The sequence below is a fragment of the Limnohabitans sp. Rim8 genome (assembly GCF_945901735.1).
Lineage (GTDB): Bacteria > Pseudomonadota > Gammaproteobacteria > Burkholderiales > Burkholderiaceae_C > Limnohabitans_A.
In genome coordinates this window covers 53,625-75,894 of the sequence record NZ_CAMDLM010000010.1, presented here as the reverse complement: position 1 = coordinate 75,894, position 22,270 = coordinate 53,625, and the positions used below count along the sequence as shown (strand labels likewise).

Annotated in this window: 24 protein-coding genes and 1 pseudogene; 12 read left to right on the top strand and 13 right to left on the bottom strand. The window is 59.1% G+C overall.

What is annotated here, in order from left to right:
- Nucleotides 1-195 precede the first annotated feature (195 nt).
- A pseudogene (locus tag Q0O99_RS07065) lies at nucleotides 196-669 on the top strand (NAD(P)-dependent oxidoreductase); the annotation flags it as partial.
- Entirely contained in the window at nucleotides 655-1,089 is a 435-nt protein-coding gene (locus Q0O99_RS07060; RefSeq protein WP_293749963.1) for an NAD-binding protein, read from the top strand. The pseudogene Q0O99_RS07065 and the gene Q0O99_RS07060, both read left to right, overlap by 15 nt.
- Nucleotides 1,090-1,117: 28 nt before the next feature.
- Here the strand turns inward: Q0O99_RS07060 and Q0O99_RS07055 are convergent, their stop codons facing one another.
- From Q0O99_RS07055 to Q0O99_RS07045, 3 genes are all read right to left on the bottom strand, one after another.
- On the bottom strand, nucleotides 1,118-2,113 hold the full coding sequence (locus tag Q0O99_RS07055; protein ID WP_293749892.1) for a tripartite tricarboxylate transporter substrate binding protein: 996 nt from the start codon (nucleotides 2,111-2,113) through the stop codon (nucleotides 1,118-1,120).
- A gap of 239 nt (nucleotides 2,114-2,352) precedes the next feature.
- Nucleotides 2,353-2,754 (bottom strand): surface-adhesin E family protein, encoded by a 402-nt coding sequence (locus Q0O99_RS07050; RefSeq protein ID WP_293749890.1) that lies wholly within the window; start codon nucleotides 2,752-2,754, stop codon nucleotides 2,353-2,355.
- 24 nt (nucleotides 2,755-2,778) lie between these two features.
- Nucleotides 2,779-3,762, bottom strand: a complete 984-nt coding sequence (locus Q0O99_RS07045; protein WP_293749888.1) for a polyprenyl synthetase family protein — start codon at nucleotides 3,760-3,762, stop codon at nucleotides 2,779-2,781.
- Nucleotides 3,763-3,974: 212 nt separating this feature from the next.
- Here Q0O99_RS07045 and rplU point away from each other — a divergent pair, with 212 nt between their 5' ends.
- From rplU to proB, 4 genes are all read left to right on the top strand, one after another.
- Nucleotides 3,975-4,286, top strand: a complete 312-nt coding sequence (rplU, locus tag Q0O99_RS07040) for a 50S ribosomal protein L21 (RefSeq protein WP_293749886.1) — start codon at nucleotides 3,975-3,977, stop codon at nucleotides 4,284-4,286.
- A gap of 12 nt (nucleotides 4,287-4,298) precedes the next feature.
- Nucleotides 4,299-4,559 carry a 50S ribosomal protein L27 gene (rpmA, locus tag Q0O99_RS07035; RefSeq protein ID WP_293749884.1) on the top strand — a complete coding sequence of 87 codons (261 nt, stop codon included), beginning with the start codon at nucleotides 4,299-4,301 and terminating at the stop codon, nucleotides 4,557-4,559.
- 103 nt (nucleotides 4,560-4,662) lie between these two features.
- Nucleotides 4,663-5,787: an Obg family GTPase CgtA gene (gene cgtA, locus Q0O99_RS07030; protein WP_293749882.1), complete on the top strand. Its 1,125-nt coding sequence runs from the start codon at nucleotides 4,663-4,665 to the stop codon at nucleotides 5,785-5,787.
- Nucleotides 5,788-5,844: 57 nt separating this feature from the next.
- Complete coding sequence (proB, locus tag Q0O99_RS07025) at nucleotides 5,845-6,981, top strand: glutamate 5-kinase (RefSeq protein WP_293749881.1); 1,137 nt, start codon at nucleotides 5,845-5,847, stop codon at nucleotides 6,979-6,981.
- Between the two features lie 35 nt (nucleotides 6,982-7,016).
- Here proB and Q0O99_RS07020 read toward each other — a convergent pair whose 3' ends face one another.
- On the bottom strand, nucleotides 7,017-7,631 hold the full coding sequence (locus Q0O99_RS07020; RefSeq protein ID WP_293749879.1) for an RNA pyrophosphohydrolase: 615 nt from the start codon (nucleotides 7,629-7,631) through the stop codon (nucleotides 7,017-7,019).
- A 99-nt stretch (nucleotides 7,632-7,730) separates the two neighbouring features.
- Here Q0O99_RS07020 and Q0O99_RS07015 point away from each other — a divergent pair, with 99 nt between their 5' ends.
- The 5 genes from Q0O99_RS07015 to Q0O99_RS06995 all read left to right on the top strand — a co-directional run bounded on the left by Q0O99_RS07015 (nucleotide 7,731) and on the right by Q0O99_RS06995 (nucleotide 12,836).
- Nucleotides 7,731-9,476, top strand: a complete 1,746-nt coding sequence (locus tag Q0O99_RS07015; protein WP_293749877.1) for a proline--tRNA ligase — start codon at nucleotides 7,731-7,733, stop codon at nucleotides 9,474-9,476.
- Between the two features lie 17 nt (nucleotides 9,477-9,493).
- On the top strand, nucleotides 9,494-10,120 hold the full coding sequence (locus Q0O99_RS07010; RefSeq protein ID WP_293749875.1) for a lytic transglycosylase domain-containing protein: 627 nt from the start codon (nucleotides 9,494-9,496) through the stop codon (nucleotides 10,118-10,120).
- A 69-nt stretch (nucleotides 10,121-10,189) separates the two neighbouring features.
- Complete coding sequence (locus Q0O99_RS07005) at nucleotides 10,190-10,588, top strand: GntR family transcriptional regulator (RefSeq protein WP_293749873.1); 399 nt, start codon at nucleotides 10,190-10,192, stop codon at nucleotides 10,586-10,588.
- Nucleotides 10,585-11,418 carry an ABC transporter ATP-binding protein gene (locus Q0O99_RS07000; protein WP_293749871.1) on the top strand — a complete coding sequence of 278 codons (834 nt, stop codon included), beginning with the start codon at nucleotides 10,585-10,587 and terminating at the stop codon, nucleotides 11,416-11,418. The genes Q0O99_RS07005 and Q0O99_RS07000 overlap by 4 nt, the downstream gene beginning before the upstream one ends.
- The gene (locus Q0O99_RS06995; protein WP_293749869.1) at nucleotides 11,415-12,836 is read left to right on the top strand and encodes a hypothetical protein; all 1,422 of its coding nucleotides are present in this window, start codon (nucleotides 11,415-11,417) and stop codon (nucleotides 12,834-12,836) included. The genes Q0O99_RS07000 and Q0O99_RS06995 overlap by 4 nt, the downstream gene beginning before the upstream one ends.
- Before the next feature lie 76 nt (nucleotides 12,837-12,912).
- On the opposite strand, the gene grxD is transcribed toward Q0O99_RS06995, so the two are convergent.
- From grxD to hemA, 4 genes are all read right to left on the bottom strand, one after another.
- Nucleotides 12,913-13,236, bottom strand: a complete 324-nt coding sequence (gene grxD, locus Q0O99_RS06990) for a Grx4 family monothiol glutaredoxin (RefSeq protein WP_090043594.1) — start codon at nucleotides 13,234-13,236, stop codon at nucleotides 12,913-12,915.
- A gap of 85 nt (nucleotides 13,237-13,321) precedes the next feature.
- On the bottom strand, nucleotides 13,322-14,164 hold the full coding sequence (prmC, locus tag Q0O99_RS06985; protein ID WP_293749866.1) for a peptide chain release factor N(5)-glutamine methyltransferase: 843 nt from the start codon (nucleotides 14,162-14,164) through the stop codon (nucleotides 13,322-13,324).
- Complete coding sequence (prfA, locus tag Q0O99_RS06980; RefSeq protein ID WP_293749864.1) at nucleotides 14,161-15,249, bottom strand: peptide chain release factor 1; 1,089 nt, start codon at nucleotides 15,247-15,249, stop codon at nucleotides 14,161-14,163. The genes prmC and prfA overlap by 4 nt, the downstream gene beginning before the upstream one ends.
- Nucleotides 15,250-15,344: 95 nt before the next feature.
- Nucleotides 15,345-16,616 carry a glutamyl-tRNA reductase gene (hemA, locus tag Q0O99_RS06975; RefSeq protein ID WP_293749863.1) on the bottom strand — a complete coding sequence of 424 codons (1,272 nt, stop codon included), beginning with the start codon at nucleotides 16,614-16,616 and terminating at the stop codon, nucleotides 15,345-15,347.
- A gap of 136 nt (nucleotides 16,617-16,752) precedes the next feature.
- Here hemA and Q0O99_RS06970 point away from each other — a divergent pair, with 136 nt between their 5' ends.
- Nucleotides 16,753-17,028: a hypothetical protein gene (locus tag Q0O99_RS06970; protein ID WP_293749861.1), complete on the top strand. Its 276-nt coding sequence runs from the start codon at nucleotides 16,753-16,755 to the stop codon at nucleotides 17,026-17,028.
- Between the two features lie 46 nt (nucleotides 17,029-17,074).
- Here Q0O99_RS06970 and ugpQ read toward each other — a convergent pair whose 3' ends face one another.
- The 5 genes from ugpQ to ugpB form a co-directional block, all read right to left on the bottom strand.
- Entirely contained in the window at nucleotides 17,075-17,818 is a 744-nt protein-coding gene (gene ugpQ, locus Q0O99_RS06965; protein WP_293749859.1) for a glycerophosphodiester phosphodiesterase, read from the bottom strand.
- Nucleotides 17,818-18,837, bottom strand: coding sequence for a sn-glycerol-3-phosphate ABC transporter ATP-binding protein UgpC (ugpC, locus tag Q0O99_RS06960; RefSeq protein WP_293749857.1), 1,020 nt, complete (start codon nucleotides 18,835-18,837; stop codon nucleotides 17,818-17,820). The genes ugpQ and ugpC overlap by 1 nt, the downstream gene beginning before the upstream one ends.
- Before the next feature lie 10 nt (nucleotides 18,838-18,847).
- Nucleotides 18,848-19,705, bottom strand: coding sequence for a sn-glycerol-3-phosphate ABC transporter permease UgpE (gene ugpE / locus Q0O99_RS06955; protein WP_293749855.1), 858 nt, complete (start codon nucleotides 19,703-19,705; stop codon nucleotides 18,848-18,850).
- A 19-nt stretch (nucleotides 19,706-19,724) separates the two neighbouring features.
- Nucleotides 19,725-20,612: a sn-glycerol-3-phosphate ABC transporter permease UgpA gene (gene ugpA / locus Q0O99_RS06950; protein WP_293749853.1), complete on the bottom strand. Its 888-nt coding sequence runs from the start codon at nucleotides 20,610-20,612 to the stop codon at nucleotides 19,725-19,727.
- Nucleotides 20,613-20,697: 85 nt separating this feature from the next.
- Nucleotides 20,698-22,002 (bottom strand): sn-glycerol-3-phosphate ABC transporter substrate-binding protein UgpB, encoded by a 1,305-nt coding sequence (gene ugpB, locus Q0O99_RS06945; RefSeq protein ID WP_293749851.1) that lies wholly within the window; start codon nucleotides 22,000-22,002, stop codon nucleotides 20,698-20,700.
- Nucleotides 22,003-22,270: the final 268 nt, after the last annotated feature.

Genomic DNA, 22,270 nt, shown 5'->3' with positions numbered 1-22,270 from the left:
GTTGGTAACTAAAATGGTAAATCATGGGACTAGGTGTGTTATTTGTAAATCTATTTAAATGGACTTTGCGGGTCGTGTTGTGTCTTGCCAAGGGCGAGAGACGACTGAAAAAGCGACGCGTCAAGGACCTCTGTTGCAGTGAGTCTTTCGCATTTCCCTCAAAATCAAGGCCATTGAACTGGACAACAGGAGACAAACATGCACGTGGGTATTGCAGGCATCGGCAAGATGGGCGCAGCGATTGGGTCGCGGTTGTTGTCACTGGGCATGCCCGTGACGGTTTGGAACCGCACCGCCGAGCGAGCCCAGTCCTTGGTGGTCACAGGGGCTCAGTGGGCTGAATCACCCAAAGCCTTGGCTGAGTCGGTCGATGTGGTCATCACTTTGCTGACCAATGAGGCGGCGCTCGACGACGTTTATGGTTCGGCATCGGGTTTGCTTGCGGGTAAAGTTCATGACAAGGTGTTCATCGACATGAGCACCGTTCGCCCTGCCAAGCCGCAAGAAATGGCTCAGCGTGCGCAAGCGGTCCAAGCCCGGTTTTTGGAGTGTCCGGTGGGCGGTAGCGTGGGGCCCGCCAAAGAGGGCAAATTGTTGGGCTTTGTCGGTGGCGATGCGCAGGACTTGCAAAAAGTCCAGGCTTTGCTCGACGGGATGTGCCGCCGAGTGGAGCATGTGGGGCCACACGGTGCGGGCGCCACCATGAAACTGGCTGTCAATTTGCCATTGATGGTGTATTGGCAAACTTTGGGCGAGGCACTTTCTTTGGTTGAACCCCTGGGCCTCGACCCCCAGCGCGTGATCGATATCCTGTCTGACTCATCGGGTGGGCCCAACATGCTCAAGGTGCGTGGCGGCATGATTGCCAAGACCCTGAGTCAGCAAAAAAGTGATCAGGTCACCGTCAATGTGGCGACGATGCGCAAAGATATGCAGTCCATGCTGGACTTGGGATCGGCGATGCGTAAGAACTTGCCCCTGACGGCTTTGGCCCTGCAAAAATTCGAAGCTGCCGCACAGAGCGGGCTGGATGCGAAAGATTGTTCAGAGCTGCTGGTGTGGTGGTTGACCCAAGGTGGCCGCGCCTGATTCTGGCGCAGCCACTGGGATGAGGACTTCACTCGAGGCGCATTTCCCGGATGATGGCGCGGAACTGGTCCATCTGCCGGCGCAGCATGGCGTCTTGCTCGGCCGGTGTTGAGCCCACGCCCTCGGCACCTAGATCGTTCAGGCGCTTGACCACATCGGGGTGGCGCACTGCGGCGATCACTTCCTTGTTCAGCCGTTCAATGATGTCCTTGGGCGTTTTGGCTGGGGCGAACACACCGTTCCAGCCTTCCAGTTCAAGGTTGGGAAAGCCCAACTCCCTGACAGTGGGCACATCGGGCAGGCCCGGGATGCGTTTGGATGCCGTCGTGGCAATGGCCTTCAGGGTACCGGCCTTGATCTCGGCCAGGGAGGAAGACAACTGATCGCCACCGACTTGGAGTCGACCCGCTAGCAACTCCTGCTTAAGGGGGGCCGCGCCCTTGAACGGAATGTGGGTGATATTGACTTTGCCTTCTTTTTTGAAGGCCTCACCCAAGACGTGCATGGTGGAGCCCGGACCTGTCGACCCATAGTTGTACTGCAGCGCAGGGTTGCTGCGCAACAAGTTGGCCAGCTCTTTCAGGTCTTTGGCGGGTACGCTGGGACTGGCCGTCCAGACAAAAGGCACATACACGGCGATCGACACCCCTGCAAAGTCGGTGTCCACATTGAAGGGCGAACGGTTGGCCAGAGCTTGCGCCACTGAGGCCAGCGGAAACGACAGGTTGTGCATCAAGATGGTGTAACCATCGGGGGCCGCTTTGGCCATCAGGTCGGCACCGATTGCGCCACCCGCTCCGCCCCGGTTGTCCACCGTGACGGGTTGGCCCATGGATTCGCTCATTTTTTGCGCCACGATACGGGCAACAATGTCGGTGGTGCCTCCTGCAGGGAACGGCACGATCATTTTGATGGGTTTGCTGGGGTAGGACTGCGCCAGGGTTGCGGGGTGAAGCGCCAGCGTCACCAGGCCCAGCAATCCAGAGGCGCAGATTTGGCGCCATTTTTGAGGTATCAAACGCATGAAGTCTCCTTGTGGTTGTGACCTCCTGACCATGCCGAACAGGAAGAAAAATCACTATCACACAAGTCAATTGACCCGACGCATCACCAAAGTGACAAGCGCTAGATCCGCACGCGCCTTTGGGTTGACATGGAGAAGTTCGGTTTTCTCAAGAATTTCAATCCCACAACCAGCGTCCACACGCCGTTAGCAGAGGTAAGTTCATTCAGAGCAGAGTCTGGTGCCTGAATTTGGGTATTTCAGCAGACCCGTCGTGCGATTTTGTGAATGGCCGATGTGGGATCGATGTCCATCCAATCGTGCAGCATGCCTTGGCGACCGATCACCTTGCCTGTCAACATGGCACCACTGTAGTGAGTCAAATGCATCACGCGAGCCATTTTGGCTTTGCAGTTGATCATCAGTTGAGTTTGGACCGACAGATAAGGCTTGCCCTCAGCGGTCGATTGAGTTTTTTTGTAATCGATCGCACTCCAAACAAGCTTACGACCCGCTTCTTGCTGGATGGAATTGGCATCGATGTAGAACATGCCTTGATCGTTCAAAACGATGACTTCCCATTTGGGCGCAGCTGTGCCAGGGGCTGCCAAAACGCAGGACAAGGCGATGAGCACCCTAGTGGATATTTTGAAATACGTCATGTTCATTTTTGCCGGGCGCTCAGCTCAGGTGCGTCGAGCAAGCAGCTGCGATGCCAGCAGCACCATGGCCTGACGGTGGGCGTTGTTTGGCAACTGGAGTGCTGCATCGATGGCCCTTTGGGCCTCGGCGGCGGCGGCATCCCGGGTGGCTTCCAGGGCTCCGGTTTCACGCACGATGGCCACGATGTCGGTCAGCCGTTCCACGCTGCCGGTTTCAATGGCTTCGCGCACGGTTTGGCTTTGTGAGGCGTTGCCGCGCTGAATGGCCAGAATCAAAGGCAAGGTGGCCTTGCCTTCGCGCAGGTCATCACCCAGGTTTTTGCCCATCTCCGTGGCATTGCCGTCGTAGTCGAGCACATCGTCGATCACCTGAAAGGCAGTTCCCAAGGCCTGACCGTAATCAGCGCACGCGGCTTCAATGTCTGAAGAGCTGCCCGCCAGGATGGCGCCCAGACGGGCGCTGGCTTCGAACAACTTGGCAGTTTTGAAGCGAATCACGCGCAAATAGCCTTCTTCGTCCAGCGAGGCATCGTGCATGTTCATCAGTTGCAGCACTTCGCCTTCGGCAATCACGTTGGTGGCATCGGCCAGGGTTTGCATGATGCGCATGCTGCCCGCATCGACCATCATTTGGAATGCGCGCGAATACAAAAAGTCACCCACAAGAACGCTGGCCGGGTTGCCAAAGCGTTCATTCGCCGTGGGCCTGCCGCGCCTGAGGGTGGACTCGTCCACCACATCGTCGTGCAGCAAGGTGGCGGTGTGGATGAATTCGACTACGGCCGCCAGGTTGTGGCGCTGGCCACCGGTGTAGCCCAAGGCCCCGCAAGTGAGCAGCAGCAGGACCGGGCGCAGGCGCTTGCCTCCGGCTGAAATGATGTACCGTGCCACCTCTGCGACCAAAGGCACACCGGAATCGAGGCGCTGGGCAATGACGTGGTCGACCCTGGCCATGTCTGGGGCCACCAGTTCAAGAACGGCTGAGGTGCTGTTTTCTGAAGCAGACAAATGGAGGATCCGACTGGGGAGCTCGGCGGAGCCGAGGCGGGTGGAATAAAACGCACTCAGTGCGAGTTGAGATTATAGAGATCGTCGCGCTTGGCCCCCTGAAACAAGTGCACTGGACAACGCTTCGGATTTGCCATTCATGGGTGGCCGTGCTACAATCGCAGGTTCCTTGGGGATAAGCCCTTGGAAACTTCCATTCAAAGAGGTCATTTATGTACGCAGTCATAAAAACCGGTGGCAAACAGTATCGTGTTGCCGCTGGCGAAAAAATTAAAGTAGAACAGATCGCTGCGGACGTTGGCCAGGAAATCGTGATTGATCAAGTTCTCGCAGTCGGCAACGGCGCAGACCTGAAGATTGGCACGCCCCTGGTGTCCGGCGCAACAGTCACAGTCACCGTGTTGGCACATGGCAAGCACGACAAAGTGCACATCTTCAAGATGCGCCGTCGCAAGCACTATCAGAAACGTCAGGGTCACCGCCAGCAGTTCACAGAACTGCAAATCGGTGCAATCGCTGCCTGAGGAGAATAGGTCATGGCACAGAAAAAAGGCGGCGGCTCTACGCGCAACGGACGTGATTCCAAGCCAAAAATGCTCGGCGTCAAGGCTTTCGGTGGTGAACTGATCAGCGCTGGCGCAATCATCGTTCGTCAACGCGGCACCAAGTTTCATGCTGGCAGCAATGTTGGCATCGGCAAAGACCACACTTTGTTTGCCCTGGTGGACGGCCATGTGTCGTTCTCGACCAAAGGCGAACTGAGCAAGCACATGGTCAACGTGACACCGGCTGTTTAAGCCCGTTGCGCCCATGGCGAAGAGGAGCCCCGCAAGCCGGGGCTTTTCGCATTCTGGCCCGCAGACCTTTTGACCTCGGGCCCACCGCTACACTGGATACCCCATGAAGTTCGTTGACGAAGCCTATATTGACATCTCCGCAGGTGACGGCGGGAACGGCTGCGTCTCGTTCCGCCATGAAAAGTACAAAGAATTCGGTGGCCCCAACGGGGGCGATGGCGGGCGTGGTGGGCACGTCTTCGCTTTTGCAGACATCAACCTGAACACCCTGGTCGATTACCGTTATTCGCGCCGCCACGAGGCCAAGCGCGGCCAGCACGGCATGGGCTCGGACATGTTTGGGGCGGCGGGTGACGACGTCACACTCAAAATGCCGGTGGGCACCATCATCACCGACGCCGAAACCGGCGAAGTGCTGTATGAGCTGCTGGTCCCAGGTGAAACCATCATGATCGCCAAGGGTGGTGATGGGGGCTTTGGCAACATGCGCTTCAAAAGCGCGATCAACCGCGCACCGCGCCAAAAAACGCCTGGCTGGTTGGGGGAGAAGAAAGAGCTCAAACTCGAATTGAAAGTGCTGGCCGATGTCGGTCTGCTGGGCATGCCCAACGCGGGCAAGTCCACTTTCATCGCGGCCGTCTCCAACGCCCGCCCCAAAATCGCCGATTACCCCTTCACCACCTTGCATCCCAACTTGGGTGTGGTGCGCGTCGGCCCCGAGCAAAGCTTTGTGGTGGCCGATGTGCCGGGCTTGATCGAAGGCGCTTCGGAAGGCGCTGGCTTGGGCCATTTGTTCCTGCGCCATTTGCAGCGCACCCGTTTGCTCTTGCACGTGGTTGACTTTGCGCCATTTGACGAGAACGTCGATCCGGTGCAGCAGGCCAAGGCCATCGTGGCGGAGCTTAAAAAATACGATTCCGGTTTGTACAACAAGCCCCGCTGGCTGGTGCTGAACAAGCTGGACATGGTGCCGACCGAGGAGCGAGAGGCGCGGGTGAAAGATTTCATCAAACGCATGCGCTACAAAGGGCCGGTTTTCCAGATCTCGGCCTTGACCCGCGAAGGTTGCGAGCCGCTGATCAAGGAAATCTACAAACACATCCGTGCCCAGCAAATCATCGAGCAGGGCATTGTGGAAATTGACCCCCGCTTCACCGAGCAGGACAAGCCGCAAGAGCCGGATGCCGATGACCCGCGTTTCAAGCCGCTGCCGTCTGATGCGGACTGATTCGGTGGCGTGCGCCTAAATTTGCCCTCTTTTCTTCACGCCCAGTCAATCCCCAGCATGACTTCTGCCGCCGTTTCCAACCTGTTGCGCGACGCGCGCCGCATCGTCGTCAAAGTCGGCTCCAGCCTGGTGACGAACGAAGGGCGTGGCCTGGACGAGGGTGCGATTGGCGAGTGGTGCCGCCAGATGGCGCTGCTCAGCGCCCAAGGCAAAGAGGTGGTCATGGTCTCCAGTGGTGCGATTGCTGAAGGCATGAAGCGCCTAGGCTGGACCACCCGCCCGAGCGAAGTCCCTGCCTTGCAGGCCGCTGCCGCTGTGGGCCAGATGGGCCTGGCGCAAATGTACGAAACCAAGCTGCGCGAAAACGGCATGGGCAGCGCCCAAGTCTTGCTCACGCATGCCGATCTGGCCGACCGCGAGCGCTACCTCAACGCCCGCTCGACTTTGCTCACCTTGCTCCAGCACCGCGTGCTGCCTGTGATCAATGAAAACGATACGGTGGTCAACGACGAGATCAAGTTTGGCGACAACGACACCTTGGGGGCGTTGGTGGCCAACCTGATCGAAGCCGATTTGCTGATCATCCTGACCGACCAAAAAGGTTTGTACACCGCCGACCCGCGCAAAGACCCCTCGGCCACCTTCGTGCATGAGGCTCATGCCGGTGATCCGGCCCTGGAAGCCATGGCGGGCGGTGCGGGCTCCAGCATTGGGCGGGGCGGCATGATCACCAAAATCCTGGCAGCCAAGCGTGCTGCCGGTTCGGGCGCGTCCACTGTGATTGCCTGGGGGCGCGAACCCGATGCGCTGCTGCGCTTGAGTCAAGGTGACAACATGGGCACTTTGCTGGTGGCCCAGACGGCCAAACAGCAAGCGCGCAAACAATGGATGGCCGACCACCTGCAGTTGCGCGGCTCGGTCACGGTGGATGCAGGTGCAGCGCACAAAGTGCTGACCGAAGGCAAGAGTTTGCTGCCCATCGGCATGACGGGCGTCGCGGGTGATTTTTCGCGCGGGGACGTGATCGCCATCCGGGACGAGCAAGGTGCAGAAATTGCCCGAGGCTTGGCCAACTACGCCAGCGCTGAAGCCCGCTTGCTGTGCCGCAAGCCCTCACACGACTACGAGGCCTTGCTGGGTTACACCGCCGAGCCCGAGATGGTGCACCGGGACAACATGATCCTGAGCCGCTGAAGCCAAGGGGGGGAGTCAGCCCATCGCCAGATGGGTCAGCCTTGCGGGTTCGGGTCGAAGCTGGCGCCCGGGGGCAACTCCATGTGCTGGGGAGGCTGCATCTCGCCGTGATCGTGGTCCATGCCGTGATCACGTGGACCCCGGTTGCCGCCACGCAAATAGCGGTTTTGACGCTCTTGCCGAGGCAGGTAGCGGGCCAGTTCAGTCAGCGCCATTTCGTACACGCCACGCTTGAACTCCACCACCACATCGAGCGGCACCCAATAGTCGTTCCAACGCCAAGCGTCAAACTCGGGGTGGTCGGTGGCACGCAAGTTCAGGTGGTGGTCGTGTGTGACCATCTGCAGCAGGTACCAGATTTGTTTCTGGCCCTTGTAAAAGCCGCGTGCATCCCGTCGGATGAAGCGGTCCGGCACCTCATAACGCAACCAGTCGCGGGTTCGGGCCACGATGCGCACATGCTCCGGTTGGAGCCCCACTTCTTCATGCAGTTCGCGGAACATGGCCTGCTCGGGACTTTCGCCCCGATCGATGCCGCCTTGCGGAAATTGCCAGCTGTGGGTTCTGATGCGCTTGCCCCAGAAAACCTGGTTTCTCTGGTTGAGCAGAATGATGCCGACGTTGGGCCTAAAGCCTTCACGGTCAAGCATAATCAACCTCAAATTTTTAAATTGTGTCCATTATGCACGCCGCACCGGCGCATGCTCTTGGATGTTTCCCTGATCCCCCTGCTGAGTTAGCCCGCCGCGATGAAAGCCTCCCAGTTCCTCATATCCACCCTCAAAGAAGCCCCAGCCGACGCCGAGGTGGTCAGCCACAAACTGATGACCCGCGCCGGCATGATCAAAAAGCTGGGTGCGGGCATCTACAACTACATGCCCATGGGTTTGCGCGTGATCCGCAAAGTCGAGGCCATCGTGCGCGAAGAAATGAACCGCGCCGGTGCCATCGAGATGACCATGCCTGTGGTGCAGCCCGCCGAGTTGTGGCAAGAGACCGGCCGCTTTGACAAGATGGGCCCCGAATTGCTGCGCATCAAGGACCGCCACGGCCGCGACTTTGTGATCCAGCCAACCAGTGAAGAGGTGGTGACCGACGTGGTGCGCCAGGAAGTACGCAGCTACAAGCAGCTGCCTAAAAACTTCTACCAAATCCAGACCAAATTCCGCGACGAGCGCCGTCCGCGTTTTGGCCTGATGCGTGGCCGCGAGTTCACCATGAAGGACGCCTACAGCTTTGACCGCGACGTGGTGAGCGCCAAGGCCAGTTACCAGGTGATGGCCGGGGCTTACCGGAAGATTTTCGACCGATTTGGCCTGACCTACCGCGCCGTGGCCGCTGACAGCGGGGCCATCGGGGGCGATTTGTCCGAAGAGTTCCAGGTGATCGCCGCCACTGGCGAAGACGCCATCGTGTACTGCCCCAGCAGCAGCTACGCTGCCAACATCGAAAAAGCCGAAGCCCTGGCCCCCAGTCAGCCACGTGGCGCAGCAGCCCAAGCGCTGACCAAGACCCCCACGCCCGGCAAGAGCACCTGCGAAGATGTGGCCGCTTTGCTGAATGTGCCCCTGTCCACCACCGTCAAATCCTTGGTGCTGGCCACCGACACCCTGAACGAACAAGGCGAGATCGTCAAGTCGCAAGTCTGGCTGTTGCTCTTGCGCGGCGACCACGACATGAACGAAGTCAAAGTCGGCAAGCTGCCTGGCATGGAAGGCGGTTTCCGCTTCGCCACGCTGAGCGAGATCGAAGACCACTTTGGTTGCAAACCCGGTTACCTGGGTCCCTTGAACTTGAAGCAGCCCGTCCACCTGGTGGCCGACCGCGACGTGGCCGTTATGGCCGATTGGATTTGCGGCGCCAACGAAGAAGACTGCCACATCACCGGCGTCAACTGGGGCCGTGACCTGCCTGAGCCTGCATTGGTGGCCGACATCCGCAACGTGGTGGCGGGTGACAAGTCGCCCGACGGTCAAGGTGAGCTGGCCATTGAGCGCGGCATCGAGGTGGGCCATGTCTTCTATTTGGGCACCAAATACTCCAAGACCATGAACGCCACCTTCCTGGACGAGAACGGCAAGCCGCAGTTCTTGGAGATGGGCTGTTACGGCATCGGCATCACGCGCCTGCCCGCCGCCGCCATCGAGCAAAACCACGACGAGCGCGGCATCATCTGGCCCGACGCCATTGCCCCGTTCACATTGGTGATCTGCCCCATCGGCATGGACCGCAGCGAAGCCGTCAAGCTGGAAGCCGAACGCATCTATGCCGCCTTGCTGGTCGACGGGGTCGACGTGATCTTGGACGACCGTGGCGAGCGCCCCGGTGCCATGTTTGCCGACTGGGAATTGATCGGCGTGCCGCACCGCATCACGATTGGTGACAAGGGCTTGAAAGACGGTCTGGTCGAGTACCAGCACCGGCGCGACGCCGAGTCCAGCAAAGTGGCGGTGGCCGACATCCTGGGTCACCTCAAGGCGCGGTTGGCCCCCTGAGCCGCACGCCTGGGTCCATGACACGCCCGGTCTTGCCCAGCCGCCGGGCTTGTTTGCTCAGTCTGTGTGGGACTTTTTTACCTGTCGGGCCGGTCCATGCTGGACGGCAAATCGAAGAGCCCCTGTCGCACGCCGTGCGTTCGGCCCTGAGCGCGGCGGTGGCGGCGGCAGCACCCCCTCAACCCCTGCTGCCCACCGCCGCTGATCAGCAGGCCTATGCGCAGTGGCAAGCGGCCAGCAGCCAACGCCTGTCGCGCTACAAAAACCCCCCCACCGAGCGGCAAGAATTTTTGCAAACCCTTTGGTATGAAGCCCGCAGGGCAGGCCTGCCGCTGTCGCTGGTGCTGGGCGTGGTGCAGGTGGAAAGTGCGTTTCGAAAATACGCCATCTCCAGCGCTGGGGCACGTGGCTACATGCAGGTCATGCCGTTTTGGGCACGCTTGATCGGCGATGGCGACGACAGCCGCCTGTTTCACATGCAGACCAACTTGCGTTTTGGCTGCGTGATCCTGCGCCACTACCTGGACCGCGAACGGGGCGACACCTTCATGGCGCTGGGTCGCTACAACGGTACACGCGGACAGAACGTTTATCCGCAGGCCGTTCAAGCGGCGCAGCGCGGGTGGTTGCATGCCGAAGATTAAATTGAGTACTTTAGAATTTAAAAAATAGACTGAAGTTTTGTTTTTGTGTATTATTCAAGTAATACACCAATGCACATGATCTTCAGCATCGCCCCCAGTGACCCAACGCCGATCTACCGCCAGATCGTCGATCAGGTGCGCCGCCAGATAGCGGGAGGGGTAATCGTCCCGGGTCAAGAGCTGCCCAGCGTGCGCGCCATGGCGCAGCAGCACACGATCAACCCCATGACGGTGTCAAAGGCTTACAGCCTTCTGGAGGCCGAAGGGCTGTTGGAGCGTCGTCGCGGCATGGGCATGGTGGTGGCGAACCACTCCGAACAAAGCGACAAAGTACAGCCGCAAGACCTGCTGCGCCCTAGCCTGAAAGCGGCAGCACAGCAAGCCCGGCAGCTGGGCCTGACGGCGCAGGCCGCATTGGCGCAGTTCGAAGAATGCTTGAAAAAAACACATCAGGAGGAGACACCATGAATGAGCCCATCATCAGCGCCCATGCCGTGCAGCATGTTTATCAACGCAAAACCGTGCTGAATCAGATCAGCCTGGATGTGCCCGAGGGGGCTGTGCTGGGCTTGGTCGGTCGCAACGGTGCGGGCAAAAGCACCTTGCTGCGCAACCTGGTGGGTCTGACGGTTCCGGACAAGGGTTTTTGCAAACTGGATGGCTGCCTCAGCACCGACCTGAGCGACAGCGTGCGTGAACGTCTGGGCTATGTGGCGCAAACCCCGGATTTGTTTGACTGGTTGACGGGTGATGCGCACTTTGAACGCATCGGCAGTCTTTATGCGCGCTGGGACCAGGCGCATGCCTATGCGCTCGCAGCTCAATTGGATTTGCCTCTGCACACCAAGGCCAAAGACTTGTCACTGGGTGATCAACAAAAACTCAGCGTGGTGCTGGCGCTGGGGCACGACCCGGACATCCTGATTCTGGACGAGCCTGTCGCCAGCCTTGACCCGATGACGCGTCGTGCCTTCATGCGGGCATTGTTCGAGCAACGCGGCAGCGAGAGCCCGCGCACCGTCATCATCAGTAGCCACCTCTTGACCGATCTGGAGCGCGTGGTCACCCATGTGGCTTTCATGCGCGAAGGCCGCATCCAACTCATGGACGAATGGGATGCACTGACCGAACATTTACGTTTGGTGCAAGTCAAGGGAGCAGAGACACCTCTGGGTGGAATCTTCCAAAGTCGCCAACCGGAGCATGGGCGGTGGCTGGTGGACACCCGCCTGCCTGGCGCACCTTTCGACGGACGGGCGCTGAACCTGGACGACCTGTTTCTGGAGCTGAACGCATGAAAGCCGGTGCACGTCGGGTATCGGGGCTCACGACCGAATCCCCAGCCGTACCTACCAAAGGCCGGTGGCGCAGAACGCCCGAGGCCTTGGTCTGGATGTGGCTGCTGGTGTTCATGATCACGTTGCTGTGCGCAATTTTCAGTTATTCGGCCCCTGCTGAATTCGCCTTTTTGCTGTGCACTCTGAGCAGTCTGGCTGCGGTGTGTGTCACCCATGCAGGCCTGCGCGACGTGCACACCTTCGTGAAGCGCGTGGTACCTGTACATCAGGTAAGTCAACGTATGCATGACATGGCTCACGGTTGGTGGGTGACCGGCTTGTTGTTGGGTTTGGCAACGCTGATGGGTGCTTGGGTGTCATTTCTCGCCGCGTTCGACAGCCACCCCTCCGAGTTGGGGGTTGTGTTGTTGCTGGCACTCGTTTGGCACGCCGTATGGGTGTGTGCGGTGTATGCCTGGTGGGGCGTGGCGCATCCAGCGCACCTGGCCGTGCCCCTGCTGGGTGGGCTGCTCACCGTTTTTTGGCCCGGTCCAGTGTTGGGGGCCTGGCAGCATGCGCCCTTGTGGGTGTGGTTGCTGGCAGCGGCTTATGGTCTGGGCGCTGGGGTGTGGCAGTTACGTCGGCAGTTGACGCCAACTCGCTCGGCGTTGACATGGCTTCCCGGTCCGGGTGGGCGACTTGATGCCTGGGCTCGGCGCTTGGTGGCGCGTGCCGGATTCATTGAGCAGGGTGATTTGGCGCGAAGGCCTTGGAGCGCGATCTTTGGGCTAGGTGTGACATTTGCACTGCTTCCGATCCAACAAATTGGAAGCATTCGCATGCTGGAGCCCTGGGGCAGTGAGATCACGTATTACGAGCTTTGGCGGATAGGTTTTCTCTGTCTGTTTTTGCTGCCCGTGCTTCGCTCCAGCCAATGGCATTGGCGCTATTGGCTGTCGCCCGGTGGGCAAATGCGTCGTCAATTGGGCCTGAACCTGATCACCTCAACCCTGCGATTTGTCGCGATGTGGTTTTGTCCGGGATGGGCCATGTTTTATGGGGCCAAGCAATTTTTCTTTTCTGACCAAAGTGGTTTGCAAATTTTGACCCATCTGGCTTTGTACCTGCCCGTCATGGCCGTGGATTTTTGGGTTGCCACAGCGCTGGCGGTCTGTCTCATGGGTGCATTCAAAACCTGGTGGCGGCTGTTGTTCACCTGCGTCTTGCTTTTTTCGCCTGTGGTGTTGATAGGGATGACGCAGGTGGACAACCGCTGGGCATGGTTGCAGCACTGGGGCCACCGCCAGGGCGTCTGGCTGATCGTGATGACCCTGGTCGCGCTGATGCTGACCATCTTGGCCCAGCGCATCTGGCGCAAGGCAGACCTTGCGCAGGTCTGGCGCGAGTACGAGGCAAAAACGCAGACCCTCCAGGGCTGAACCCCGGGTCATATGGGCCATAAATTCCCCGCAAAAAAGCCACCCGAAGGTGGCTGTTTGCAAGGGGGGGAGGCGATCAAGCCTGGCCGTTGATCACTTGCTGAAGTTCACCCGACTCGTACATTTCCATCATGATGTCCGAGCCGCCGATGAATTCACCCTTGACGTAAAGCTGGGGGATGGTGGGCCAGTTGCTGTATTCCTTGATGCCTTGGCGGATTTCGGCATCGTCCAGCACGTTCACGGTTTTGACCGTCTTGGGGTCCACGCCGCAAGCTTTTAACAGTTGGATGGCACGGCCCGAAAAACCGCACATGGGAAAGTTGGCGTTGCCTTTCATGAACAGGGTGATGTCGTTGCCTTTGACGAGTTCGTCGATGCGTTGTTGGGTGTCGCTCATGTTGTTGCTCCAAATGGGGTCGGTGTCGGACGAGGTGAATTATGTCTCTGATTGAAAGTCTGCCATTTTTGCAGGGATGTTGCTGTCAATTCGGCATCACCGCGCCTGTACAGCGCTCGATTCCGCTCAGATCGCGGCGCGATTGCACCTGCACAAAACCGGCCGTGCGCAGCAGCGCTTGGACCGCGGTGGCCTGGTCCCAGCCGTGTTCCAGCAGCAGCCACCCGCCTGGGGCGAGGCGGCTGGGGGCATGGGCGATGATTTGGCGGATGTCATCCAGACCATCGGGGCCGCTGGCCAGGGCCTGCAGGGGCTCGTGCGTCAGGGCGGCGAGGTGCGGGTCGCCTTCGGCCACATAGGGCGGGTTGGACACGATCAATTCAAACGGACCCGGCACGGCGTCCATCCAGTGGCTCAGCACGCACCGCATCGGCAAGTTCAGGCGCTGGGCGTTGGCGCTGGCCACGGCCAGGGCGTCGGCACTGGCGTCCACCGCCGTCACCTGCGCGGCAGGGCGCTGCTGCTGCAGGGCCAGGGCCACGGCCCCGCTGCCGGTGCCCAGGTCCAGCACGCGGGCTGGTTGGCCCGAAGGCAGCAATTCCAGCGCCCATTCGACCAGGGTTTCGGTGTCGGGGCGCGGGTCCAGCACGCGGGCATCCACCTTCAGCGTCAGGCCAAAAAAGTCTTTGTGCCCGGTGATGTAGGCCACGGGCTCGCCTTGCAGGCGGCGCTGCAGGGCGTGGTCCCAGCTGCGTTGTTGGGCCTCGGTCAACAACCCGGTGTCGTGGGCCAGCAGCCAGGCGCGGTCATGCAGCGGGCGCGCCAGGGCGTGCAGCAGCAGCATCTGCGCGTCCGCGCGTGCCAGCCCTTGTCTGTGGGCTTGTTGCAGGCATGCGGCCACGCTGGGGCTGGCGTGCGAGGCCGTCACGCGGCGGCCCCGATTTCCAGTGCAGCCAGTTGTTCTGCGGCTTCGTAGGCCTGCAGCGCATCGACCACGTCTTTCAAATCGCCTTCCATGATGGTGAGCAATTTGTACAGCGTCAGGTTGATGCGGTGGTCACTCAGGCGCCCTTGCGGGAAGTTGTAGGTGCGGATGCGGTCGGAGCGGTCGCCGCTGCCGATCAGGCTTTTGCGCTCGGCGGCGTCTTTGGCGGCGCGCTCGGCCCGGTCTTTTTCCTGAATCCGGGCGGTCAGCACTTTCAGGGCTTGCGCCTTGTTGCTGTGCTGGCTGCGGCCGTCCTGGCATTCGGCCACGATGCCAGTGGGCAAGTGGGTGATGCGCACCGCCGAGTCGGTCTTGTTGATGTGCTGCCCACCCGCGCCACTGGCGCGGTAGGTGTCGATGCGCAAATCCGACGGGTTGATCTTGATGGCCTCGGCCTCGTCTGGCTCAGCCAGCACCGCCACGGTGCAGGCGCTGGTGTGGATGCGGCCCTGGGTTTCGGTGGCGGGCACCCGTTGCACGCGGTGGCCACCCGATTCGAACTTGAGTGCGCCATAAACCTGGTCGCCTTCGATGCGCACTACGACTTCTTTGTAGCCACCCAGTTCGCTCATCGACTCCGAGATGATCTCGCAACGCCAACCCTGGCTTTCGGCAAAGCGCGTGTACATGCGCAGCAAGTCTGCGGCAAACAGGGCCGATTCGTCGCCCCCGGTGCCTGCGCGGATTTCGACAAAAGCCGGACGTGCATCTTCCGGATCTTTGGGCAGCAGCATGCGCTGCAACTCTGCTTCCAAGCTTTGCAGCTCGGCGCTGGCGCTGGCTGCTTCCTCTTCGGCCATCTCGCGCATATCCTCCTCATCCAGCATGGCCTTTGCGGCGATCAGGTCGGCGCTGCGCTGCTGAAAGCGGGCAAAGCGCGAGGCCACAGCGCTGACTTCGGCATGCTCCCGAGACAGCTTTAGGAACTGCGTCATGTCGGCCATGATGTCTTCGCGGGACAGCAAAAAGTCCAATTCGGTCAAGCGCAGGGCGTAACGTTCGAGTTGCTGGATAAGAAATAGTTTCATGCGGCCAGAGTTTTTGTAAGTTGGATCTTGAAGTCCAACGGGCATGGAGCAGGGAGGGTGTCGGCGTTGATGTGCCGACCTGCCAAGACAAGCCGCTAACGCTCTTTGCGCAAGAAGACGCGCTGCACAGTTTGAATGGTGTGCTCACGGTTCTCGGAATCGGACCCGCGCAACTCGGCCAGGGCGCCGTGCAGCATTTTCTGAGTCAGACCTTTGGAAAGGGCCTCCATCACGGAGATCGGGTCATCTCCCCGGGCCAACAGCTTGCGGGCACGGGCCATTTCAGCTTCGCGCCAAGCGTCGGCTTGGTTTTGCAGCTGCTGGATCAGGGGCACGGTGCCGCGCTGGCCCATCCAGTGCATGAAACTTTGCACACCCGCGTCGATGATCACTTCGGCTTCGGCCACAGCCGCTTGCCGGTGCGCCTGTCCTGCCTGCACCACGCTGGCCAAGTCGTCCACGGTGTACAGGTAAACGTCTTGCAGAGCCTTGACTTCGGGTTCGATGTCACGCGGCACCGCCAGATCGACCATGAACATGGGGCGGTATTTGCGTTTTTTAAGTGCACGTTCGACCGCACCCAAACCGATCAGGGGCAGGGTGCTGGCGGTGCAGCTGATGACCGCGTCGAATTCGTGCAGGCGCGCGGGCAGGTCGGCCAAGGGCATGACCCCGGCCCCAAATCGGTGGGCCAGCAACTCGGCGCGGTCCAGGCTGCGGTTGGCAATCACCATGCCTTTGGGCTGCTTGGCTGCAAAGTGGGTGGCCACCAATTCGTTCATTTCCCCCGCGCCGACAAACAGGATGCGGATGTCTTGGATGTCTTCGAACAACTGGCTGGCCAGGCGCACCGAGGCAGCGGCCATGCTGATGGAATGGGCGCCGATTTCGGTGGAGCTGCGCACTTCTTTGGCCACTGCAAAACTGCGCTGAAACAACTGGTTGAGGGTGCTGCCCAGGGCGCCGGCTTGTTCGGCTGCACGCACGGCGTCCTTGAGTTGGCCCAAAATCTGGGCTTCGCCCAACACCATGGAGTCCAGGCCGCTGGCCACGCGAAAGGCATGGCGGGCCGCCTCATTGCCTTCGAGCAAATAAGTGTGGGCGTGCAGCTCGGACGCGCTCACACCACCGGCTTGAGCCAGCCACCGCAAGGTGCCGTCGGTGGCAGCCTGGTCGGCGGCACAATAAATTTCGGTGCGGTTGCAGGTCGAAAGAATAGCCGCTTCGGGCGCTTGAGCCGTGTGGCTGGCCAGGTTCTGGCGCAAACCGTGCAGCGTGGGCACCAGTTTGTCCACGGCGAACGCGAACCGCCCGCGCAGATCCAGCGGTGCAGTGGTGTGGTTCAAACCCAGGGTCCATACAGGCATGCGAGCCATTATAGGCAAGGGTTGTCAACTTTTCTTGACACAACCCAAGAGAGGCAAGTGAACGTGGTTTTGCATGCACAATTTCAGGATATGGCGCACCTTGAGGGCGTGCTCGGAACAACAGGAGCGAGATTTCATGACGTTTTGGCAATTGGGATTGCACCTGTTCAATTTTCTGCTGCCCGCTTTGGCCTTGGCGATCTTCATGCCTTTGGCTGGGGGCTGGGTTATGGGGTCGGGTCGAGCCAGCTTGGGTCTGCGCATGGGGGTGCATGTCCTGAGCGGGCTGGCCGTGCTGGTCACCGGGTTATGGCTGCACGGCCAAGATGGCAAGATGAGTACCTACATCGCCCTGCTGCTGGTGGCCGCCACGGCCGAGTGGCTGATGCAGCGGGGCTGGGCCAGCAAGTAACAGAGTCAACACGAGACGCCTTCGGCCAGGGGTGGTTGAACCTATTTCAAATCGGACTGAACCCATCCACCCGGTCGGTGATGATGCCGTCGGTGCCCAGGGCCAGCAGGTGCTGGGCGGCACAGTCGTCGTTGACGGTGTAGCTCAGGCACTTGAGCCCCGCGCTGTGCACGCGGGCCACGGTGGCGCTGTCCCACAGCGCGTAGTTGGCGACCACGGCCACACAGTCCAGGTTCAGGGCTTTTTCCAGCCAGCCGTCCCACAACGTATCCATCAGCAGGCCACGCGGCAACTCGGGTGCCGCCGTTTGCGCTGCCGCCAGCGCGTCGGGTTTGAAAGATGTCAGCAGGGGCGGCACTTCAGCGCCTTGCCACAGTTGCGCTGCCAGACGTGCAACCGCGTCGCCCGTAGCCGCTTCGGTGCCCGGCGTGGGCTTGATTTCGATGTTCAGCAGGTAGCGGTTCGCCAGACAAAACCGGGCCAAGGCTTCCAGAGTGGGCAGGGGCTCGCCCGCAAAAACCCGCGAATGCCAGCCGCCCGCATCCAGCTGCGACAGGGCATGCCAAGGCAGGTCACCGCCGATGCCTTTCCCATTGGTGGTGCGCTCCAGCGAGGCGTCGTGCATCAAGAACACCACGCCGTCAGCACTGAGCTTGGCGTCGCACTCGAACATGCGGTAGCCGTGCGCCGCGCCCAGCCGGAAGGCGGCCATGGTGTTTTCCGGGGCGAGCTTGCCAGCGCCTCGGTGCGCGATCCAGCGTGGGTAGGGCCAGTGTTTCATGTTGCTCATCAGGCGATGCGTTTTTGAGAGGCAGCGTCAAACCAGTGCAGCCGGTCGGCGCGTGGCGTGGCGTGGAAGGTGCTGCCCGGTTGCGGCGCGGGCAGGGATTCGTCCAGTCGCAGGGTCAGCGTTTCTTGGCCGAGACGGGCGTGCACCAGGCGCTCGGCGCCCAGCAATTCCACGGTGTCCACCGTCAGTGTCCAGCCACCGTTTTCGATGACAGGCGTGATGTCCAGGTGCTCGGGGCGGATGCCCAGAATTTGCCCTGCGGGCGTGCCCGGTGCGTGCTGCAGCAGGTTCATCGGCGGTGAGCCGATGAAGCTGGCCACGAAGGTGCTGGCTGGGCGGTTGTAAACCTCCTCGGGCGTGCCGAACTGTTCCATGTGGCCGCCGTTCATGACGATCATGCGTTGGGCCAGCGTCATGGCTTCGACCTGGTCGTGCGTGACAAACAGGCTGGTGATGCCCAATTCGCGGTGCAGCTTTTGAATCTCCAGCCGGGTCTGGGCGCGCAGCTTGGCGTCGAGGTTGGACAGGGGTTCGTCGAACAAGAACACCTGTGGCTGGCGCACGATGGCGCGGCCCATGGCCACGCGCTGGCGCTGGCCACCGGACAGTTCGCGCGGCTTGCGCTGCAGCAGCTGAGACAGCTCCAAAATCGCAGCGGCCTTGTCGACCCGGGCCTTGATCTCGGCCACCGGCAGCTTGGCGATTTTCAGGCCATAGGCCATGTTGTCGAACACGCTCATGTGCGGGTATAGCGCATAGTTCTGAAACACCATGGCGATGTCGCGCTCAGCGGGCTCCAGTTCGTTGACCACGCGTTCACCAATGGCAATGGTGCCGCCCGTGATGTCTTCCAGGCCCGCAACCATGCGCAGCAGGGTGGATTTGCCGCAGCCTGAGGGGCCGACGATGACGACAAATTCACCATGCGCGATCTCGGCGCTCAGGTCGTGGATGACGGTGTTGGCTTTGTCGCCCGCGCCGTAGGTTTTGAGGATGTGAGAGAGGGTAATGGAAGCCATGAGGAGGTATTTATTTTTCCGTATCAACCAGGCCCTTGACGAACCATTTTTGCATCAGGATCACGACCAGCGCCGGGGGCAGCATGGCCAAAATGGCGGTGGCCATGACCACGTTCCATTCGGTGGATGCATCGCCACCCGCCATCAAGCGTCTGATACCCATGACGATGGGGTACATGTCTTCAGTTGTGGTCACCAACAGTGGCCAGAGGTACTGGTTCCAGCCGTAGATGAACTGGATCACGAACAAAGCGGCGATCGAAGTGCGCGAAAGGGGCAACAAAATGTCCAGAAAAAATCGCATGGGGCCGGCGCCATCCATGCGTGCTGCTTCCACCAACTCGTCTGGGACGGTCAGAAAGAACTGACGAAATAAAAAGGTGGCGGTTGCTGAGGCGATCAGAGGCAAAGTCAAGCCCGCATAGGTGTCCAGCATGCCCAGAGACGACACCACCGCATAGGTAGGCAAGATGCGCACCTCAACAGGCAACATCAGGGTGATGAAAATCATCCAGAAAATCAGATTGCGAAAAGGGAAGCGGAAATAAACAATGGCAAATGCTGACAGCAGTGAAATGGCAATTTTTCCAAAGGAAATGATGACGGCACTGACCAAGCTCACCCACAACATCGGTGCCACCGCGGGCAATGTGTTGCCTTTGGCCGTTTGACCGCCGAACAAGGCCTGGTGAAAGCTCGCCCATAGATTGTCGCCAGGGACCATGGACATGGGGAAATTCTGGACGATTTGCTCGCTGGTCTGGGTGGTCGCGACCAAGGCAAGCACCACGGGAAAGGCCACGATCAGAACACCCGCCAGCACGATCAGGTGGGATAGAAAAGTAGCCAGAGGACGTCGTTCGATCATGAATGGATGCCAATGAATATCAGTAGTTGACGCGTTTTTCGATGTAACGAAATTGCAGAACCGTGAGCGCAATCACAATGGCCATCAAAACCACGGACTGGGCTGCTGACCCCCCCAAATCCATGGCCTTGAAACCGTCTTGGTACACCTTGTAAACCAAAATGGCCGTGTCTTTGCCAGGCCCACCACTGGTGGTGGCATCAATGATGGCGAAGGTGTCAAAAAATGCATAAACGATATTGACCACCAACAAGAAGAACGCCGTGGGCGTGATCAGTGGCAACTGAATGGTCCAAAAGCGCATCCAAGGGCCCGCGCCATCGATGGCGGCGGCTTCCAGCAGACTTTTAGGGACCGATTGCAAAGCCGCCAGAAAAAACAAGAAGTTGTAGGAAATCTGCTTCCAGACAGCGGCTGTGACTATCAAGGTCATGGCGTGCGTGCTGTTGAGCAGATGATTCCAATCCACACCCGCTTGCTTTAATGCATGGCTGACCACCCCCATCGAGGGCGTGAACATGAAGACCCATAAAACGCCCACCACTGCAGGTGCGATGGCATAGGGAACGATCAAGGATGTTTTGTAAAAAAGACCACCGTGAACAATGCGGTCGGCCATGACTGCCAAAAGCAGTGCGATGGTGAGACCACAACCCGCCACCCATATTGAAAAAATGGCGGTCGTCCAAAAGGATTGAAGGTAGGTTTCGTCCGCAAAAAGACGTTTGAAGTTGTCCAATCCGACGAAAGTGGAACTCATGCCGAATGCGTCTGACTCGTACACGCTTTCCAGCAAAGCTTGCCCCGCAGGCCAGAAAAAGAACAGCACCACCACCAGCAACTGCGGTGCAACCAAAGCCCAAGGGAGCCAAGAGGATCGAAAACGGACTCTTTTTTCAAATGTCATGAAAACACGCCGACTTTTTGCCAAGAAAAAAACCCAACTTGCGAACAAACGCAAGTCGGGCTCATGCCGAAATTCGGCTTAAACGTCAGCGGTTGGCGTTCTCGAAACGCACCAACAACTCGTCACCGCGCTTTTTGATGGCCTCAAGACCGTCTTTGGGGCTCTTTTTGCCCGACCAGACTTGTTCCAATTCCTCATCCATGATGGTGCGAATTTGAACGAAGTTGCCCAAACGGATGCCCTGTGAGCGATCCGTTGTCTTGCGAACCATCTGGGTCACTGAAACATCTGTGCCTGGGTTTTGTTTGTAAAAACCCGATTTTTCTGTGGCCTGGTACGCAGCTGTGGTGATGGGAAGATAGCCGGTGTCTTGATGAGACTTTGCTTGGACATCGGTTTTGGAAAGGTGATCAAAAAATCCAGCAACACCTTTGTATTCATTTGAATTTTTGCCGGCCATGACCCAAAGGCTGGCACCGCCAATGATGGTGTTTTGGGGGGCGCCTTTGACATCAGGGTAATAAGGCAATGTGCTAACACCAAACGCAAATTTTGCATTGCGCTTGATGCCCGCATAGGCGGCCGAAGAGTTGGTGTACATGGCGCACTCACCAGACTCAAAGGTTGCTCCTGCAGCACCAGCACGGCCTTTGTAGACAAACAAACCATTGGCAGACATGTTGGCCAGGTTCTCAATGTGGCGCACATGCAGGGGCGTTGTGACGTTCAGGCGGGCATTGAGGCCCTTGAATCCGTTGCGCTGCGTGGCAAATTCAACGTCATGCCAGGCGGAGAATGTTTCCAAGTGAACCCAAGTTTGCCATGCTGTTGTGAAGGGGCATTTGTGTCCACTGGCTTTGAGTTTGCTTGCAGCCAAAGTCAACTCAGTCCAAGTTTTGGGTGGAGACTCAGGATCCAGGCCGGCGGCTTTAAAAGCGTCTTTGTTGTACCAGAATACGGGTGTTGAGCTGTTGAAAGGCAAACTTTGGATGTCGCCATTGGGTGCGGTGTAGTAACCGGCCACAGCAGGAATGTAGACCGAGGGGTCGAATTTGTAACCAGCATCTTTCATGACCTTGGCCACGGGCACGATGGCACCCTTGCTGTACATCATGGTGGCAGTGCCCACCTCAAAGACTTGCAAAACATGGGGTGCATTGCCGCCACGAAATGCAGCCATCGCTGCCGTCATGGATTCGTCGTAGTTGCCTTTAAAAACTGGAACAACTTTGTAATCCTTTTGTGACTGGTTATAGCTGTTGGCAAGGCCGTTGACCCATTCACCCAATGCACCACTCATAGAGTGCCACATTTGGATTTCAGTTTGTGCTTGTGCGCTCAAGGCTGTCAAAGCCAGAGCCATTGATGTGAGTGTATTTCTCAGTTTCATGGGTGTTCCAAAAGGTGCTGACATCAACAATTCGAGATGAATTGATCCGATCGCAGTTTTTAAACCTTGTTAATGACAAAAATGTGAATGCTCTATGAAGATCAAGAGTTTTCGTGACTTGAGGCTAACACAGACCATAATTCTGTTGTGTGCCCCCACCCTCTGCGCGTGATTGTTGCGCTGCGGTAACATCTGACTTCAGCCAATATATGACACTTTCCCGGGTCTGGCTGACAGCGTCATCAACGACGCCTTTGACTGCGCCACA